The sequence below is a fragment of the Bradyrhizobium sp. CCBAU 53340 genome (assembly GCF_015291645.1).
Taxonomy (GTDB): Bacteria; Pseudomonadota; Alphaproteobacteria; order Rhizobiales; family Xanthobacteraceae; genus Bradyrhizobium.
The window spans coordinates 5,297,007-5,312,862 of the sequence record NZ_CP030055.1; the positions used below are offsets into that span (position 1 = coordinate 5,297,007).

The 15,856-nt window shown below is 63.0% G+C and carries 13 protein-coding genes; 11 read left to right on the forward strand and 2 right to left on the reverse strand.

Going from position 1 to position 15,856, the window contains the following annotated elements; genetic code table 11:
* The first annotated feature begins 59 nt into the window (after nucleotides 1-59).
* The 6 genes from frc to XH89_RS25380 all read left to right on the forward strand — a co-directional run bounded on the left by frc (nucleotide 60) and on the right by XH89_RS25380 (nucleotide 7,842).
* Nucleotides 60-1,337, forward strand: a complete 1,278-nt coding sequence (gene frc, locus XH89_RS25355) for a formyl-CoA transferase (protein WP_194463111.1) — start codon at nucleotides 60-62, stop codon at nucleotides 1,335-1,337.
* Between the two features lie 210 nt (nucleotides 1,338-1,547).
* Nucleotides 1,548-1,994 (forward strand): hypothetical protein, encoded by a 447-nt coding sequence (locus XH89_RS25360; RefSeq protein ID WP_194463112.1) that lies wholly within the window; start codon nucleotides 1,548-1,550, stop codon nucleotides 1,992-1,994.
* A gap of 59 nt (nucleotides 1,995-2,053) precedes the next feature.
* The gene (gene ihpA, locus XH89_RS25365) at nucleotides 2,054-3,325 is read left to right on the forward strand and encodes a divalent metal ion exporter subunit IhpA (RefSeq protein WP_194463113.1); all 1,272 of its coding nucleotides are present in this window, start codon (nucleotides 2,054-2,056) and stop codon (nucleotides 3,323-3,325) included.
* Nucleotides 3,322-4,272, forward strand: a complete 951-nt coding sequence (ihpB, locus tag XH89_RS25370) for a divalent metal ion exporter adaptor subunit IhpB (RefSeq protein ID WP_194463114.1) — start codon at nucleotides 3,322-3,324, stop codon at nucleotides 4,270-4,272. Before ihpA ends, ihpB begins: the two co-directional genes overlap by 4 nt.
* Nucleotides 4,265-7,474: an efflux RND transporter permease subunit gene (locus tag XH89_RS25375; protein WP_194463115.1), complete on the forward strand. Its 3,210-nt coding sequence runs from the start codon at nucleotides 4,265-4,267 to the stop codon at nucleotides 7,472-7,474. Before ihpB ends, XH89_RS25375 begins: the two co-directional genes overlap by 8 nt.
* The gene (locus XH89_RS25380) at nucleotides 7,471-7,842 is read left to right on the forward strand and encodes a hypothetical protein (protein WP_194463116.1); all 372 of its coding nucleotides are present in this window, start codon (nucleotides 7,471-7,473) and stop codon (nucleotides 7,840-7,842) included. Before XH89_RS25375 ends, XH89_RS25380 begins: the two co-directional genes overlap by 4 nt.
* Before the next feature lie 541 nt (nucleotides 7,843-8,383).
* Here the strand turns inward: XH89_RS25380 and XH89_RS25385 are convergent.
* Complete coding sequence (locus XH89_RS25385) at nucleotides 8,384-9,352, reverse strand: alpha/beta fold hydrolase (RefSeq protein WP_194463117.1); 969 nt, start codon at nucleotides 9,350-9,352, stop codon at nucleotides 8,384-8,386.
* Nucleotides 9,353-9,621: 269 nt separating this feature from the next.
* Here XH89_RS25385 and XH89_RS25390 point away from each other — a divergent pair, with 269 nt between their 5' ends.
* Nucleotides 9,622-10,065: an SRPBCC family protein gene (locus tag XH89_RS25390; RefSeq protein ID WP_194463118.1), complete on the forward strand. Its 444-nt coding sequence runs from the start codon at nucleotides 9,622-9,624 to the stop codon at nucleotides 10,063-10,065.
* Between the two features lie 172 nt (nucleotides 10,066-10,237).
* Here XH89_RS25390 and XH89_RS25395 read toward each other — a convergent pair whose 3' ends face one another.
* The gene (locus XH89_RS25395; RefSeq protein WP_194463119.1) at nucleotides 10,238-11,566 is read right to left on the reverse strand and encodes an Hsp70 family protein; all 1,329 of its coding nucleotides are present in this window, start codon (nucleotides 11,564-11,566) and stop codon (nucleotides 10,238-10,240) included.
* A 298-nt stretch (nucleotides 11,567-11,864) separates the two neighbouring features.
* Between XH89_RS25395 and XH89_RS25400 the strand changes: the two genes are divergently transcribed.
* The 4 genes from XH89_RS25400 to XH89_RS25415 all read left to right on the forward strand — a co-directional run bounded on the left by XH89_RS25400 (nucleotide 11,865) and on the right by XH89_RS25415 (nucleotide 15,768).
* Nucleotides 11,865-12,002 carry a hypothetical protein gene (locus XH89_RS25400; RefSeq protein ID WP_194463120.1) on the forward strand — a complete coding sequence of 46 codons (138 nt, stop codon included), beginning with the start codon at nucleotides 11,865-11,867 and terminating at the stop codon, nucleotides 12,000-12,002.
* Nucleotides 12,003-12,247: 245 nt separating this feature from the next.
* Nucleotides 12,248-13,537, forward strand: a complete 1,290-nt coding sequence (oxlT, locus tag XH89_RS25405) for an oxalate/formate MFS antiporter (protein WP_194463121.1) — start codon at nucleotides 12,248-12,250, stop codon at nucleotides 13,535-13,537.
* A 259-nt stretch (nucleotides 13,538-13,796) separates the two neighbouring features.
* Complete coding sequence (gene oxlT / locus XH89_RS25410; protein ID WP_194463122.1) at nucleotides 13,797-15,131, forward strand: oxalate/formate MFS antiporter; 1,335 nt, start codon at nucleotides 13,797-13,799, stop codon at nucleotides 15,129-15,131.
* A gap of 208 nt (nucleotides 15,132-15,339) precedes the next feature.
* Nucleotides 15,340-15,768, forward strand: coding sequence for a CBS domain-containing protein (locus XH89_RS25415; protein WP_194463123.1), 429 nt, complete (start codon nucleotides 15,340-15,342; stop codon nucleotides 15,766-15,768).
* The last annotated feature ends 88 nt before the right edge of the window (nucleotides 15,769-15,856 follow it).

Consider the following 15,856-nt stretch of genomic DNA (forward strand, 5'->3'; position numbering starts at 1 on the left):
ACCCCTTCAACCTTTATTCCCTGCGGGTGCAGGGGCAGACAGAGTACGGAGCATATACGATGACCAAAGCGCTCGAGGGCGTTCGCATTCTCGACTTCACCCACGTCCAGTCAGGACCGACCTGCACGCAGCTGCTGGCCTGGTTCGGCGCCGACGTGATCAAGGTGGAACGCCCGGGCGTGGGTGACATCACCCGCGGCCAGCTGCAGGACATCCCGAACGTGGACAGCCTGTATTTCACCATGCTCAATCACAACAAGCGCTCGATCACGCTCGACACCAAGAACCCGAAGGGCAAGGAAGTCCTCACCGAACTCATCAAGAAGTGCGACGTGCTGGTCGAGAATTTCGGCCCCGGCGTGCTCGACCGCATGGGCTTTCCCTGGGAGAAGATCCAGGCGATCAATCCGAAGATGATCGTCGCCTCGATCAAGGGCTTTGGCCCGGGACCGTACGAAGACTGCAAGGTCTATGAGAACGTCGCGCAGTGCACCGGCGGCGCCGCCTCCACCACCGGCTTCCGCGACGGCCTGCCGCTCGTCACCGGCGCGCAGATCGGCGATAGCGGCACCGGCCTGCACCTCGCGCTCGGCATCGTCACCGCGCTCTACCAGCGCACGCATTCGGGCAAGGGCCAGCGCGTCACCGCCGCGATGCAGGACGGCGTGCTCAACCTCGCCCGCGTCAAGCTGCGCGACCAGCAGCGCCTCGCCCACGGCCCCTTGAAGGAATACAGCCAGTTCGGCGAAGGCATTCCGTTCGGCGATGCCGTGCCGCGCGCCGGCAACGACTCGGGCGGCGGCCAGCCCGGCCGCATCCTGAAGTGCAAGGGTTTTGAGACCGATCCCAACGCCTACATCTACTTCATCACCCAGGCCCCGGTCTGGGAGAAGATCTGCGACGTGATCGGCGAGCCGACCTGGAAGACCGATCCGAACTACGCCAAGCCGGCGGCCCGCCTGCCGCGCCTCAACGAGATCTTCGCCCGCATCGAGCAGTGGACGATGACGAAGACCAAGTTCGAGGCGATGGAGATCCTCAACAAGGACGACATCCCCTGCGGCCCGATCCTGTCGATGAAGGAGATCGCCGAGGATCAGTCGCTGCGCGCGACCGGCACCGTGGTCGAGGTCGATCATCCGACCCGCGGCAAGTACATCTCGGTCGGCAACCCGATCAAGCTGTCGGACTCCCCAAGCGACGTCACCCGCTCGCCGCTGCTCGGCGAGCACACCGACGAGATCCTGCGCTCGGTGCTCGGCTTCAGCGACCACCAGGTCGCCGACATCCACAAATCAGGCGCGCTCGATCCGCCGCAGAAGCAGGCCGCCGAGTAAGCGACGCCACCTCGAGTGAAATGAAAGGGCCGCCCCTCGGGCGGCCCTTTTCGCATGAGATGGGCCAAGCGGAAGCAGGCTCAAACCAAAACCCGAAAACAACCCCATGCACAGTAGCCAAGTCCCCGGCTCCGAAAGTCAACTTCGTATTTTTCGAATTCTCGTTGACGCGTCGGGCAAAACAGCGCTAGGATGTCACGATCCGAAAATTTGAAGCGCGCTTTCCTAGCCCGAATTCGTGATGGTATTCGGCCGCTGTCCTTGCTACCCATAGCCCTGATGAAGCGGCAAATTGGCCATCGGCGACGGCTTGTTGCACCCGCGCTCCGCGGGCTGCTGACCGTTTGCCTCGCAATTGCATATGTCCTCGTTGGGGTAGCAGGGGAGATAGCCTGCGCCGAGGAGACACCCGCCGCGGTCGAACTGGCCGCCCAACTCGAACTGGGTGATTTATCCGGCAAAGCCGGCCAGGATTCGAAGAAGCCGGCCGTCACCGTGGTCGATCATTGCTACACGTGTGTTCCCCTGCTCCTTCCGCCGCCGCTGCTGGTCATCGAGCCGACGGGAAAGTCGGTCCCGCCGACGTATTCCACCCCGACGTTCCTCCTGGAAGAGCATCCGGGTCTGGATACGCCGCCGCCCAAATACCGGACCTGAGAAGCGTATTCTCGGGGCGCGCGAGCGCTCGATCGATCTGCTTGGTCAGGTAACTGCTCATGTTTCCGAAAAAGGCCGCGCCTGTTGCGTGTGCGGTGGCATTTCTGGTCAGCCCATGGCTGACGGGCATTGCATATTCGCAGACTCTCACGATGAGAGCCGCGCTTGCGCGCGCACTCGCCGCCAGCCCGCGTCTCACCGCGGCCGAGCGGGACGTCGGGATCGCGACGGGACAGCGCATCCAGGCGGGGGCTTTGCTCAATCCGGAGGTGTCGTACGAGCAGGACGATTCCTTCGGCACGGGCAAGTATCGGGGGACGAAGTCCGCAGAGACCACGCTGCAGATCAGCCAGGCCTTCGAATGGTTCGGCAAGCGTGAGGCGCGTGTTGCCGCCGGTGCGGCGGGTGTCGAGACGGCGGCGATACAGCGTCAGGCCGTCCAGTTGGAAGTCCTCTCGGAGACGGCCATCACGTTCCTGAACGTGCTCGGAGCGCAGCGTCGAATCCAGATTCTCGACGAGCAGGTCGCCGCGATCGATCGGTTGACCCCGCTCCTGCAGCGCCGGGTCGAGGCCGGCGCGTCCTCCCCGGCGGAGACCGGGCGGGCCGAAGTGGCTTCCGCGTTGGTCAAGGCGGATCGAGAACGGCTCCGATCGACGCTCGCTAGCGCCCGGCGCGAACTGGCGATTCTCATAGGCGATGCGGCGCCGAGATTCGCCGCCGTCTCCGGACGGCTCGATGCCACCGGCCGGCCGCCGTCCTTTCAGGCGGTCGTGGCGGCGATCGATGCGAATCCGCAACTGGTCCGCTGGACTGCGGTCTATGCGCAGCGGAACGCGGAACTCTTGTTGGCGCGGCTCAAGCCATATCCGGATGTGCGCATTTCCGCTGGATGGCGTCACTTCAACGAGACCAACGACGACGCCGTGCGGCTGACGCTGTCGGTGCCGATCCCGCTGTTCGACCAGAACCAGGGCAACGTTCTCTCCGCACAGGAGAGCCTGGCGAAGACGAGAGCGGAGCGGGAAGCGAACCGGAACACGCTGATCGTGGTCGCAGGCCGCGCCTACGACTCGCTGCAGGGCTCGTTGCGAGAGCTCGCCATCCTGCGCGAAGCCGCGATCCCGAAAGCGGAGCAGGCAGCACGGGCCATTTCCGATGGTTATGGCCAAGGCCGCTTTACGCTCCTTGAGGTATTGGACGCTGAAGCCAGCCTGACCCAAGCGCGACTGCGCGAGCAGGAGGCCCTACAGAATTTTCACGTTGCCGTCGCCACGATTGAAGGGCTGGTCGGCAATCCATTTTCGCTCGCGCGCGAGAGCTCAAGATGATTCGAGCACTGTTCCGATATTTGGTCTTCTTCCTGGTCGCCGGGATACTCGTTTATACCGGCTATCGGATGCTGACGCCGGCGACGACCAAGACGGCCGCAACCGAAAAGTCCGAAAAGGAAGAGCATTCGGACAGCGTCGCGATGAGCGACGCCAAGGTCGCCGCCGCCGAGATAGAGCTTGCAAAGGCCGCGCCAGGCGTGCTGCACGACAGCCTGCTGTTGAACGGAATGGTGCAGGCCAACCAGGAATCGCTGGTTCAGATCACGCCCCGTTTTCCGGGCGTGGTTCGCGAGGTACGCAAGCGAATTGGCGACCACGTCGAAAAGGGCGACGTCCTCGCTGTCGTAGAAAGCAATCAAAGCCTCACATCCTATGAGTTGAAGGCTGCCCTCGCGGGCACGATCATCGACCGCCAAACCACGCTGGGCGAATATGTTTCCGAGCAGAAGCCGGCGTTCGTCATCGCCGACCTCTCGACCGTATGGGTGGATTTCTCCGTCTATCGACGCGACCTCAGCCGCGTGAGAGTCGGGGATCAAATCCTCATCGATCCGGCGGACGGGGGTCCCAAAGTCGAGGCGAAGATTTCGTATGTGTCACCTGTCGGCAGCAGTGAGACCCAGAGCGCGCTCGCCAGAGCCGTGGTACCCAATGCCGAACAGCGACTGCGACCCGGCCTGTTCGCGACCGGCCGATTGAACCTGTCGGCGAAGAAGGTTGCCATCGCGGTGAAATCCTCGGCATTGCAGACCGTCGAAAACCGCACCGTCGTTTTCGTCCGGGACGGTGAGAAGTTCGAAGCCCGCGACGTCGAGATCGGCGAGCGCGATCCGGATTTCGTGGAGGTCACCTTCGGCGTGCTGGAAGGCGACCTCTACGCCGCGAAGAACAGCTTCATCGTAAAGGCGGAACTGGCGAAGGGAGGGGCGGAAGACAATGATTGACGGCATCCTCTCATTCGCCATTCGCCAGCGCTGGCTGGTGATGTTCGGCGTTCTCGCCCTGGCCGGCTTCGGTGCCTGGAATTTCACGCGTCTGCCCATCGACGCGGTTCCCGACATCACCAATGTTCAAGTCCAGATCAACAGCCGGGCACCGGGTTATTCGCCGCTTGAGGTCGAGCAGCGCATCACGTTTCCGATCGAAACCGCCATGGGCGGGCTGCCGCATCTCGAGAGCACGCGGTCCTTATCCCGCTACGGCCTCGGCCAGGTCACGGTGATCTTCAAGGACGGCACCGACATCTACTTTGCGAGGCAGCTGGTCAACGAGCGAATTCAGCAGGCCAAGGATCAGTTGCCGGCCGCCATCGAGACGGCGATGGGGCCGATCTCCACCGGGCTCGGCGAGATCTACATGTACACGGTCGAAGCAAAGCCGGAGGCGCGCAAGGCGAGCGGTGAGAAATACAGTCCGACCGACTTGCGCACCATCCAGGACTGGATCGTCAGGCCGCAGTTGCGGACGGTCACCGGTGTCAGCGAAGTCAACTCGGTCGGCGGATTCGAACAGCAATTCCAGGTGCTCCCGGATCCCGCGCAACTGATGGCTTACAAGCTGAGTTTCCGCGACATCATGGCGGCGCTCGCCTCGAACAATGCGAACGTCGGCGCCGGCTACATCGAGCGCAACGGCGAGCAGTACCTCGTCCGTACGCCGGGACAAGTCGCAAATATCGATGAGATCAAGGAAATCGTTATCGGTTCGCGGAATGGGGTTCCGGTACGGGTGTCAGACGTGGCTGAGGTCAAGGAGGGTACGGACCTGAGGACGGGCGCGGCAACTTTGAACGGCAAGGAAGTTGTGCTGGGGACCGCCATGCTGCTGATCGGCGAGAACAGCCGATCGGTTGCACAGAGGGTCGCTGCGAGACTCAGGGAGATCGGACGATCGTTACCGGAGGGGGTCATTACCCATACCGTCTACGATCGCACGCGCCTGGTCGAAGCGACGATCGCGACGGTGCAGAAGAACCTCTTCGAAGGCGCGCTGCTGGTGATCGTCGTTCTATTCCTGACACTCGGGAACTTGAGGGCCGCGGTCGCGACCGCATGCGTCATCCCGCTGTCCATGCTGTTCGCGATCACAGGCATGGTGGAGAACAAGGTCAGCGCCAATCTCATGAGCCTCGGCGCCATCGACTTCGGAATCATCATCGATGGTGCCGTGATCATCGTCGAGAACTGCCTGCGCCTTCTGGCGCTGGAGCAGCGGCGGCTGGGCCGAATTCTCACCCGCGAGGAACGCTTTGAAACCATTCTCGCCGGCTCGCGCGAAGTGATCCGCCCCAGCCTGTTCGGGACGTTCATCATTGCCGTCGTCTATCTGCCGATCCTGACGCTCACCGGCGTCGAGGGAAAGATGTTCACGCCGATGGCTTTGACCGTGCTGATGGCGTTGACGGGTGCCAGCATTCTGTCGATGACATTCGTGCCAGCGGCCGTCGCGCTCCTGGTCACTGGCAGCGTCTCCGAGCATGAGAACTTCTTCATGCGAACCGCGCGCCGCATCTATGCGCCACTGCTCGCGGCCTCGATCCGCAACCGGCTTGGCGTTGCAGTGATTGCGGCCCTGCTGATCGTTGTCTGCGGCATCGCCGCTTCGCGCATGGGCGGCGAGTTCATTCCAAGCCTCGACGAATTGGATGCCTCGGCGGAGGTCCTCCGCATCCCGAGTGTCAGCCTGACTCAGTCCGTGGCAATGGAGGCGATGCTGGAGAAGCGTTTGCTGAGGCTTCCCGAGGTCAAGGAGGTGTTTGCGCGCACGGGGACGGCGGAGGTTGCGACGGATCCCATGCCGCAATCCAGCTCGGACAACTACATCATGCTGAAGCCGCGGAAGGAATGGCCCGATCCCGCGAAGTCGAAGGCGGCAGTCGTGGCGGAAATCCAGGAGGCGGCGGAAGACGTTCCCGGCAACGCCTACGGGTTCTCGCAGCCGATCCAACAGCGCATGAACGAACTCATCTCCGGCGTGCGGAGCGATGTGGCTGTCAAGATCTTCGGTGATAATTTGGACGAGCTGATCCAGGCTGCGAGCCGTGTCCAGGCGGTCCTGCAGAAGGTGGAAGGGGCAGCCGACGTCAAAGCTGAGCAGGCGGCGGGATTGCCCGTACTCACGGTCCAACTGAACCGCCAGACTCTGTCGCGCTATGGAATCAACGTCGCCGACGTACAGAATCTTGTCGAGATGGCCGTCGGCGGCAAGAACGCTGGCCGCCTGTTCGAGGGCGATCGTCGTTTCGACATCGTCGTTCGACTGCCGGAGACGCTACGCTCGGATATCGACGCCATCAGGTCGTTGCCGGTGCCGCTTCCTCCCACCGAAGGTCAGACCAAGGCAACCGCGGCCCTCTGGGGCAATTCGCCGCTCGCACAAATCCGCTACGTGCCGCTGTCCGACCTTGCCCAGGTCGATCTCAAGCCAGGCCCCAATCTGATCAGTCGCGAGGACGGCAAGCGGCGGATTGCCGTGACGGCCAACGTGAGGGGTCGCGATCTCAGCTCCTTCATCGCTGATGCTCAGGATCAGGTGGCAGAGAAGGTGAAGCTGCCGCCGGGCTATTGGATCGGATGGGGCGGCCAGTTCGAACAGCTCATCTCTGCGACGCAACGCCTGATGATCGTCGTGCCGCTCGCGCTGTTTCTGATCTTCCTGCTGCTCTTCATCAGCCTCGGATCGGCCGCCGACGCGCTTCTGGTGTTTACCGGGGTGCCACTGGCCCTGACCGGAGGCGTGGTCGCGCTTCTGCTCAGAGGGGTCCCGCTCTCGATCAGCGCCGGAATTGGCTTCATCGCGCTCTCCGGCGTTGCGGTGCTCAATGGTCTTGTCATCATCACGTTCATCGAAAGGCTGCGACGAGAAGGACGAGCGCTGGTGGACGCGGTCCAGGAAGGCGCCCTCACGCGGCTGCGGCCGGTCCTGATGACCGCGCTCGTTGCCTCCCTCGGCTTCGTCCCGATGGCGGTCGCGACCGGTGCCGGTGCCGAGGTGCAGCGGCCGTTGGCCACCGTCGTCATCGGAGGGATCGTCTCCTCGACCATCCTGACCCTTTTGGTAATGCCGGCCCTGTACGTTTTGTTCAGGCGCGAGAATGCCAGCCAACCGCTTTCGACTGCCACCAAGCCGACGGGAGAACGTCTATGAAAATCATCAGCTGGTTCGTCGCCGCACTGCTGCTTGCCACACCGGCGGCGGCCGAAGACTACGAGAAAGGCCCCAACGGCGGCCTGATGCTCGACGTCGCCGGCATCGATGCCGAACTCCTGACGTCAGGCAACACCGTAACCATCAACGTGTTCGAGGCCTTCAAAGCGAAGCCCGTCTCGACCAAGGGCTATGTCGGGGCCGTGCTCATCGCGGGCGGACCGACCCGCGAAACGGTCACCCTTGCGCCCCAAGGCGAGAACTCGCTCAAGGGCGAGGCGAAGAATCCGATCCCCGCCGGCGCGACGATCACCCTCACGATCAAGACCGCCGAGGGGAAGTCGGGCCAGGCCAAATTCAAGAAGTAGGCTCACGTACGTGAAATGGATGCGCCGAGCGGAGAGCAAACCCGGGTCTTGGAGGGGAACGCGCCTCGCCGGCCTCCGCATCCGGATTGCGCTGTCCCCCGACGCCGAGACGATATTGGCATTTCTATTTTGGGCCAGGCCTCTGCCAGATCGACCAATGGGGTGTCCTCCGTGACCGTCGCCACGGTGAAGGCCGCGGGCACACAGACCATCTGCTCGGGGGTCGCCAGCGACATTGCACTTGCTGCCATCGGCCAGATACAGGCCCAGGCAACGAGGATCTTAAACTGCTTCATATGAATCCCTGCTCACCGCGAAAATTCCGGCGCCGCGATCATGGATTTTGACCGGGACGCAACGTCTCGGCACCAATGAACCTGTCAGTGCCATCGTTACAATCCAGCGAAGATGACGTCATCATCACGCCTGTTGCTCCAGGTGCCGACATTGCCGGCCCTGAGCAGCGGCGAGGCCCGGCCGACCAGAGCTCATCGGCGATGCGCGAGAGCCTCGGCCCGATCTTGCGACCTGGCGATCGCGCTCAACGCTCTCCAACTTGCTCGCCGAAAAACTTCACCACCGCGGCGTTGAACTCGCGGTGAAAACTCGCCCTGTCGAAGTCAGCCGGCACGTCGGTGCAGATGCGCGGCACGGCGGCGGCCTGCGCGGGCGTGCAGGGTGCGAGGTAGGCGAAGTGGCCGGCCGGAACGACGTGAATCTCGGGCTTGCCCGGCAGCCATCCCGCGACGCGCGCCACGGGAGAGCCGTCGCCCACACCGGGACCGCCGAATTGCGACCGCCAGAACTGGAACGGGATCTTGATTGCGGCGAGATTTTTGCGGGTCAGAGCCGCCGGTGCGGGATCGACGATCACCGCGGTGCGGATCCTCTCCTCCTGCGGCGGATCAGGCAGCGTCTCGCCATTGTGGAGCTGGGCGCATGTTCCTGATGTCTCCCTGCAATGTTCGGCAAGCCAGGTGAAGTCAGGCTTGATCCCCATCAGCGCCAGCCCGGTATAGCCACCAAGCGAGAAGCCGAAGAAGCCGATCCTGGCCGGATCGATCGCCGCCCTGTCCTTCCAGTCCTTCAGCATGAAATCGAGCAGACGCACCATGTCCGCCGGACGCGATCCCCACACCGGCAGCGTATCGCGCCGCGACGAGTCGTTGGTGGTGTCACCGGGGTGATTGATGGCAGCGACGATGAAGCCGGCATCGGCCAACGCCTCCTCGGTATCATGGTTCGCGCCGAACCAGCCGCCCCTTCCATGCGAGAAGATCACCAGCGGCAGCCTTGCGCCTGTGACGGGACAATCCTTCACACCATCAAGGTCGAACTCGGCGCCCACCGAAAGATTGCCAAGCGCCACATGCGTCGGCTTCCCCGCGCACGGATACCAGATCGCGCCTGACAGCGCCGGATCGGATTGGAGAAGCTGGATACCTGCGGCTTTGGCCTGATAGCCAAGGCAAAGAAGGGCGACGGCGAAAACCCAAATCGTCCTGCGCAAAGGAGGTCCTCCGAGTTCGCGCGGAAGTTGAGCGGGCAACAAGAGCGGAATTGTGGCTTTGGAACTGCTTCGGCGCGGCTTGAAGGTCGTCCCGATCGTCGGCCCTGAAGAGTGCTATCGCTGCGGCAATCGGCGGCTGGCGCTCTGAACAAGATTCCGTAAAAGATCGAAACGCCGTGTCGGATCGCCTCCGCCCCGTTCGTCCTCGTGACGTGAAGGGACGACAGACGTCGAATTCGCGCCCAAACAACGCAAGAGGAAGAACAATCATGCCCGGCACCGTCCGCCTGCACCGCGTTCTCACGACCAGCCCGGAGAAAGTCTATCGCGCCTTCGTTGAGGCCGATGCGCTGGCGAAATGGCTTCCGCCTAACGGTTTCACCTGCACCGTGCATCATCTCGAGGCCAAGGTCGGCGGCACGTTCAAGATGTCGTTCCGGAACTTCACGACGGGCAACGGCCATTCGTTCGGCGGCGAATATCTCGAGCTCGTTCCGGGCCAGCGCCTGCGCTACACCGACAGGTTCGACGATCCCAACTTGCCGGGCCTGATCGAGGTGACCGTGATCTTGAAGAAAGTCCTTGTCGGCACCGAGGTCGATATTACGCAGGCCGGGCTTCCCGACGCGATTCCCGTGGAAGCCTGCTATCTCGGCTGGCAGGAATCGCTGCGCAATCTGGCGCGACTGGTCGAGCCGGAGATCAATCAGTAGAAGCAGTCAGTATCGTAGGGTGGGCAAAGCGCAGCGTGCCCACCCCTCGTAATTGCGGAGAGAGATGGTGGGCACGGCGCTCCGCGCCTTTGCCCACCCTACGGCACCGTGCTTGCATGCGCAGATCGACCCGCACCGTCATTGCGCGCTCGCAATGACGGCTGTTACTGGCCTACAACCCCGCCTTCTTCAGCCCGCCATCCGCGGTCCAGCGATCCGGCTCGGCACTGTGTCCGATCAGCGCGAGGCCATAGGCGATCGACTCGAACTGGTCGCCCGACATCAGCCGCTCGTTGCCGAACCTGTCGGCGAACAGCTTTCGCACCGCCGGCACGAAGGAGGTGCCGCCGGTCAGGAACACTTTTTCCACCTCGCGCGCGGTGATGCGGGCTTCGCCCAGCACCTTGTCGACGGTGGCACCCAGCCGCGCGATGTCGTCGGCGATCCAGGCGTCGAAATTCTTCCGCGTGATGGTCGAGCCGATCTCGACGCCGCCGCCCTTGAAGCGGAAGTCGACCTCGTCCTTGGCCGAGAGCGCGACCTTGGCGTCCGACACCGCGCGGTACAGGGCAAAGCCGAGATCGAGATCGACGATGGTGATGAAATCCTCGAGCTGATCCGGCTTCAGCGCGGTGCGCGCCAGCTCACGCAACTCGCGCAGATCGCCGTTGCTCTTCATCAGCGCGAGCTGATGCCAGCGCGCGAGGTTGGTGTAGTGGCTGTTCGGGACCGGCAGCACCTTGTCGAACGAGCGGAAGCTCGAGCCCTTGCCGAGCCGCGGCGAGACGACGTGATCGACGATGCGATAGTCGAATGTGTCGCCGGCAATGCCGACGCCGGCGTGCCCGAGCGGCTCGGCGCGCAAATGGCCGCCGGCGCGGGAGAAGCGCATCACCGAGAAATCGCTGGTGCCGCCGCCGAAATCCGCAACCAGCACGGTGGCATCGCGCTCGAGCCTTCGGGCAAAGGAGAACGCCGCACCTACCGGCTCATAGACATAGCGGGCGTGGCCGGCGCCGAGACGTTCGAAGGCGGCGCGGTAGCGCTGCATGGCGAGCTTGTCGTCGGGATTGCCGCCGGCAAAGCGCACAGGACGGCCGACGGTGATGTTCGCCGCCTCGAAGCCGAACCTGTCGCCACCATGGCGCGCCAGGGTGCGCAGGAACGCTGCCAGAATATCCTCGAACTTGAAGCGCTGCCGGAACACCTGCGTTGTTTGGAAGCTGGAGCTCGCCGCAAAAGTCTTGAACGACTGCAGGAAGCGGTAGACGTGGCGCCCTTCGAGAAACTGCTCGATCGCCCACGGGCCGCCGTCAGCCTGGGCCCCCGCGCCCGGCCGATCCTCCCAGAAGCACAGGGCCGAGACGTAGGTGCTGTGGCGTTGTCCGCCGTGCTCGAAGCGGATGGCCTCGACCCGGCGGTCGTCCGCCGCCAGCGCGACGACGGTGTTGCTGGTCCCAAAATCGATGCCGATCGAGACGGCGGGCGAGGCGCTCGACATGAACCACTCTGCGAGATGCTTGGAAAAGGGGGCGAAGCACTAACCGTTTTGCAGTGCGGTGCCAAGAGCCGGTTGAGGAGCCCATCCGTAATGGTCCGGACCAGCCCTCCCGCTGATTTGAGCCCCCGAAACAGGTCGTTTGAGCTCCAAATCCGCGATTTTAACCCCGCATTATGCTGCAATGCGGTAGCTCATATGCCGCTATGCAATAGCATGCATGGACATTGGCATCTGGTATACATAGAACAACCTTCGAAATGAGACAGTGATACTGACTGTCTCGGGAAAGGGAACTCCAATGTCCAAAACCGCTTCCGCCGCGCTCGCGCCCTCCACCTCGCTGTTCGCCCGTTTCATGGCCGCCGTCGACCGCTTCCTGATGGCGAGCGCTGAGATCTCCAACCAGAACGGCGACCTGCCCCGCTTCGGCCTGTAAGCGCCACCTGAGGTCGCCGCGCGTCGAATTGTCGCGCCGGTTGTAATTTCTGCGAATTCCTACTTTTGAAGAATGGCTCCGCGATGCGGGGCCATTTCTATTTGGGATCAGGCACATTCGTGCGACCTCGCGAACGAGGTTGCGTCATAAGCGCACAATGGGCCGCGCGCGCTTGATGCTTGGCATAATGAATACAAGAATGCCGCCAACGCTCGCTCAAAAAACAGAGCGCTATTGGAGGATTCATGACGGACATGGTGCAGACAACAACGGCTTCTACGGCCGCACGCGTCAGCGACACATATCGCTGGGCGCAATTGGCGATCGGCGTGGCGGCCATGGTGATGATCGCCAATTATCAATATGGCTGGACGTTCTTCGTCCCCGACATCCAGAAGACATTCGGTTGGGATCGCGCCTCGATCCAGTGGGCATTTACTCTGTTTGTTTTGTTCGAGACCTGGCTGGTGCCGGTCGAAGGATGGTTTGTCGATAAATACGGCCCGCGCATCGTCGTGCTCGTCGGCGGCGTGCTCTGCGCGATCGGCTGGGCGATCAACGCGCACGCCACCACGCTCAACGGCTACTATCTCGGCATGATCATCGCGGGCATCGGTGCCGGCGGCGTCTATGGCACCTGCGTCGGCAATGCGCTGAAATGGTTCCCCGACAAGCGCGGCCTTGCCGCGGGTATCACGGCCGCAGGTTTCGGTGCAGGCTCGGCCCTCACCGTCGCGCCGATCCAGGCGATGATCAAGGACTCCGGCTTCCAGACCACCTTCCTCTATTTCGGCCTGGGCCAAGGCATCATCATCTGCGTTCTCGCCTTCTTCTTGCTGGCGCCGAAGCCGGGCCAGGTGCCGAACATCGTGGCGAATGCCGCGCTGCTGCAGAGCCGCCGCAACTACCAGCCGACCGAAGTTCTGCGTCAGCCGATCTTCTGGCTGATGTACTTCATGTTCGTGATCGTCGGCGCCGGCGGGTTGATGGTGACGGCGAACCTGAAGCCGATCGCGGTCGACTGGAAGGTCGACGCCGTTCCGGTCACGCTTGTTGGCATGACCATGACGGCGGTGACGTTCGCAGCGACCATCGACCGCGTGCTCAATGGCCTGACGCGTCCGTTCTTCGGCTGGATCTCCGACATGATCGGCCGTGAGAACACGATGTTCATCGCCTTCGGCATGGAAGGCGTCGGCATCTGGATGCTCTATCTCTGGGGCCACGATCCGATCTGGTTCGTGATCCTGTCGGGCTTCGTGTTCTTCGCCTGGGGCGAGATCTATTCGCTGTTCCCCTCGACCTGCACCGACACGTTCGGCGCCAAGTTTGCGACCACCAATGCCGGCCTGCTCTACACCGCCAAGGGCACCGCCGCGCTGCTGGTGCCGCTCGCGAATTACGTGCAGCAGACCTCGGGCCATTGGGACAACGTCTTCATCTTAGCTGCCGGCGCCAACATCCTGGCCTCGCTGCTGGCGCTCATGGTGCTCAAGCCCTGGCGCAAGACGGTGGTCGCGCAATCGACCATCTGACACGCCCGCGCAGATCCTTGTCGCGCACGACGCCCGGCCTCACCCGCCGGGCGTTTTCGCTTTTGCCGAATACGGCTCGATACCGCCAGCCGATGGAACCTGCACTTTTCTTGGGCGTGCGCCTAAGATAGGGCTTGCATTCTGGAATATGGTATACCAAGCTGCCTGCCGCGCTTGCGACCATAAGCCACAATATTTGCGACACTCCGTCATATTGGCCGAGCCTGCCGCGACCTGACAAGCGCTTGGGAGGTTGTTGATGATTTCCAGCACGGATGGCGCCGTCACGGCCGCGCCTCTTCGCACAGGTTTCCGTTGGCTCCAGCTCGTGATGGGCATCGTCTGCATGGCGATGATTGCCAACCTGCAATATGGCTGGACGCTGTTCGTCGATCCGATCGATCACGCCCATCATTGGGGCCGCGCCGCGATCCAGCTCGCCTTCACCATCTTCGTCGTCACCGAGACTTGGCTGGTGCCGATCGAGGCGTGGTTCGTCGACAAATACGGCCCGCGCATCGTCATCATGTTCGGTGCCGTGATGATCACGCTGTCCTGGGTGCTCAATTCCTACGCTGACTCGCTTCCGCTGCTCTACACGGCGGCCGTCTTCGGCGGCGTGGGCGCGGGCGCCGTGTACGGCACCTGCGTCGGCAATGCGCTGAAATGGTTTCCCGATCGCCGCGGCCTTGCCGCCGGCGCGACGGCCGCTGGCTTCGGCGCGGGCGCAGCCATCACCGTGGTGCCGATTGCGAAAATGATCGCGACGAGCGGCTATCAGAGCGCGTTCTTTACTTTCGGCATCGGCCAGGGCCTGATCGTGCTCCTGCTCGCCTTCTTCATCCAGCCGCCCAGGATTTCCATCCCGCCGAAGAAGAAGCGGCTCAACCTGCCGCAGACCCACATCGACTTCACCCCGCCGCAAGTGCTGCGCGCCCCGGTTTTCTGGGTGATGTACGTGGTCTTCGTCATGGTCGCCTCGGGCGGTCTGATGACCGCGGCGCAGATCGCCCCGATCGCGCACGACTTCAAGATCGCCGACACGCCGGTCTCTCTCGCCGGTTTCCAGATGGCGGCGCTGACGTTTGCGATTTCGCTCGACCGCATCTTCGACGGCTTCGGGCGTCCGTTCTTCGGCTTCGTGTCCGACACGATCGGCCGTGAGAACACCATGTTCATCGCATTCGGCACCGCGGCCCTCATGCTGTTGACGCTGTCGACCTATGGCCACGTCCCGCTCGTGTTCGTGCTGGCGACCGCGGTCTATTTCGGCGTGTTCGGCGAGATCTACTCGCTGTTTCCCGCGACCTGCGGCGACACCTTCGGCTCGAAGTTCGCGACCACCAACAACGGCATGCTCTACACCGCGAAGGGCACCGCCTCCCTGCTGGTCCCGCTCGCGAGCGTGATCTCGGCGGCCTATGGCTGGAAGGCGGTATTCGTGGTGGCCGTGGCCCTGAATGCGACGGCCGCGCTGATGGCCATCTTCGTGATCAAGCCGATGCGCCGCTCCTTCATCCTGGGCAAGGAAGCCGAGAGCGCCAACGCGACAGCCGGCAGCGCCGAGACCCGCGCCAAGACCGGGACGGCGTAAGCCGCCACAAGCCTTTCAAGTCGATCAGAAGGGGCGCAGCGATGCGCCCCTTTTTCGTTGGCCTCCTTCGTTGTCCTCTTTCGTTGCTTCGCCGACGACAAACGTCAGCATCGCTGCCGCAAGATTTTTCGGATCAGCCAAATCCAGCGCTTGACGATTGGCATTATGTATACCACACTTCCTGCATCATTCACCCAGGGAGGTCGCAATGCTGGTCGGAGACATTCTGCGCAAGAAGACGCCGCGCGTTGTCACGGTGCGGATGAACGAAACGGTGGGTATCGCCGCCAAGCTGATGCGGGCCAACAACATCAGCGCGCTGGTGGTGAAGGACGTGGTCCGCTCCGAGGGCAACACCGCCGTCGGCATGTTCACCGAGCGCGACGTGGTGCGCGCCGTGGCCGAGCACGGCGCCAATGCCATCAACGTCAAGGTCTCGCAGCTCGTGTCGGTGCAGCAGCTCGTTTCCTGCACCTCCTCCGACACGATCGAGCACGTCAGGCACCTGATGAACCGAAATCACATCCGGCACCTGCCCGTGATCGACGACTACAGCCTCGTCTCCGTCATCAGCATGCGCGACATCGCCGCTGCCGTTGACGAGGCTCTCAACGGCGCGCCGCAAGCAGCAGCCTAACAAGCCGCAACACCTCTTCCCCTGCGACGACCGGCCCCGGCTCGGAGACATCCGAGCCGGACCGGATCTCTCGTCCCAAAAATCCGGT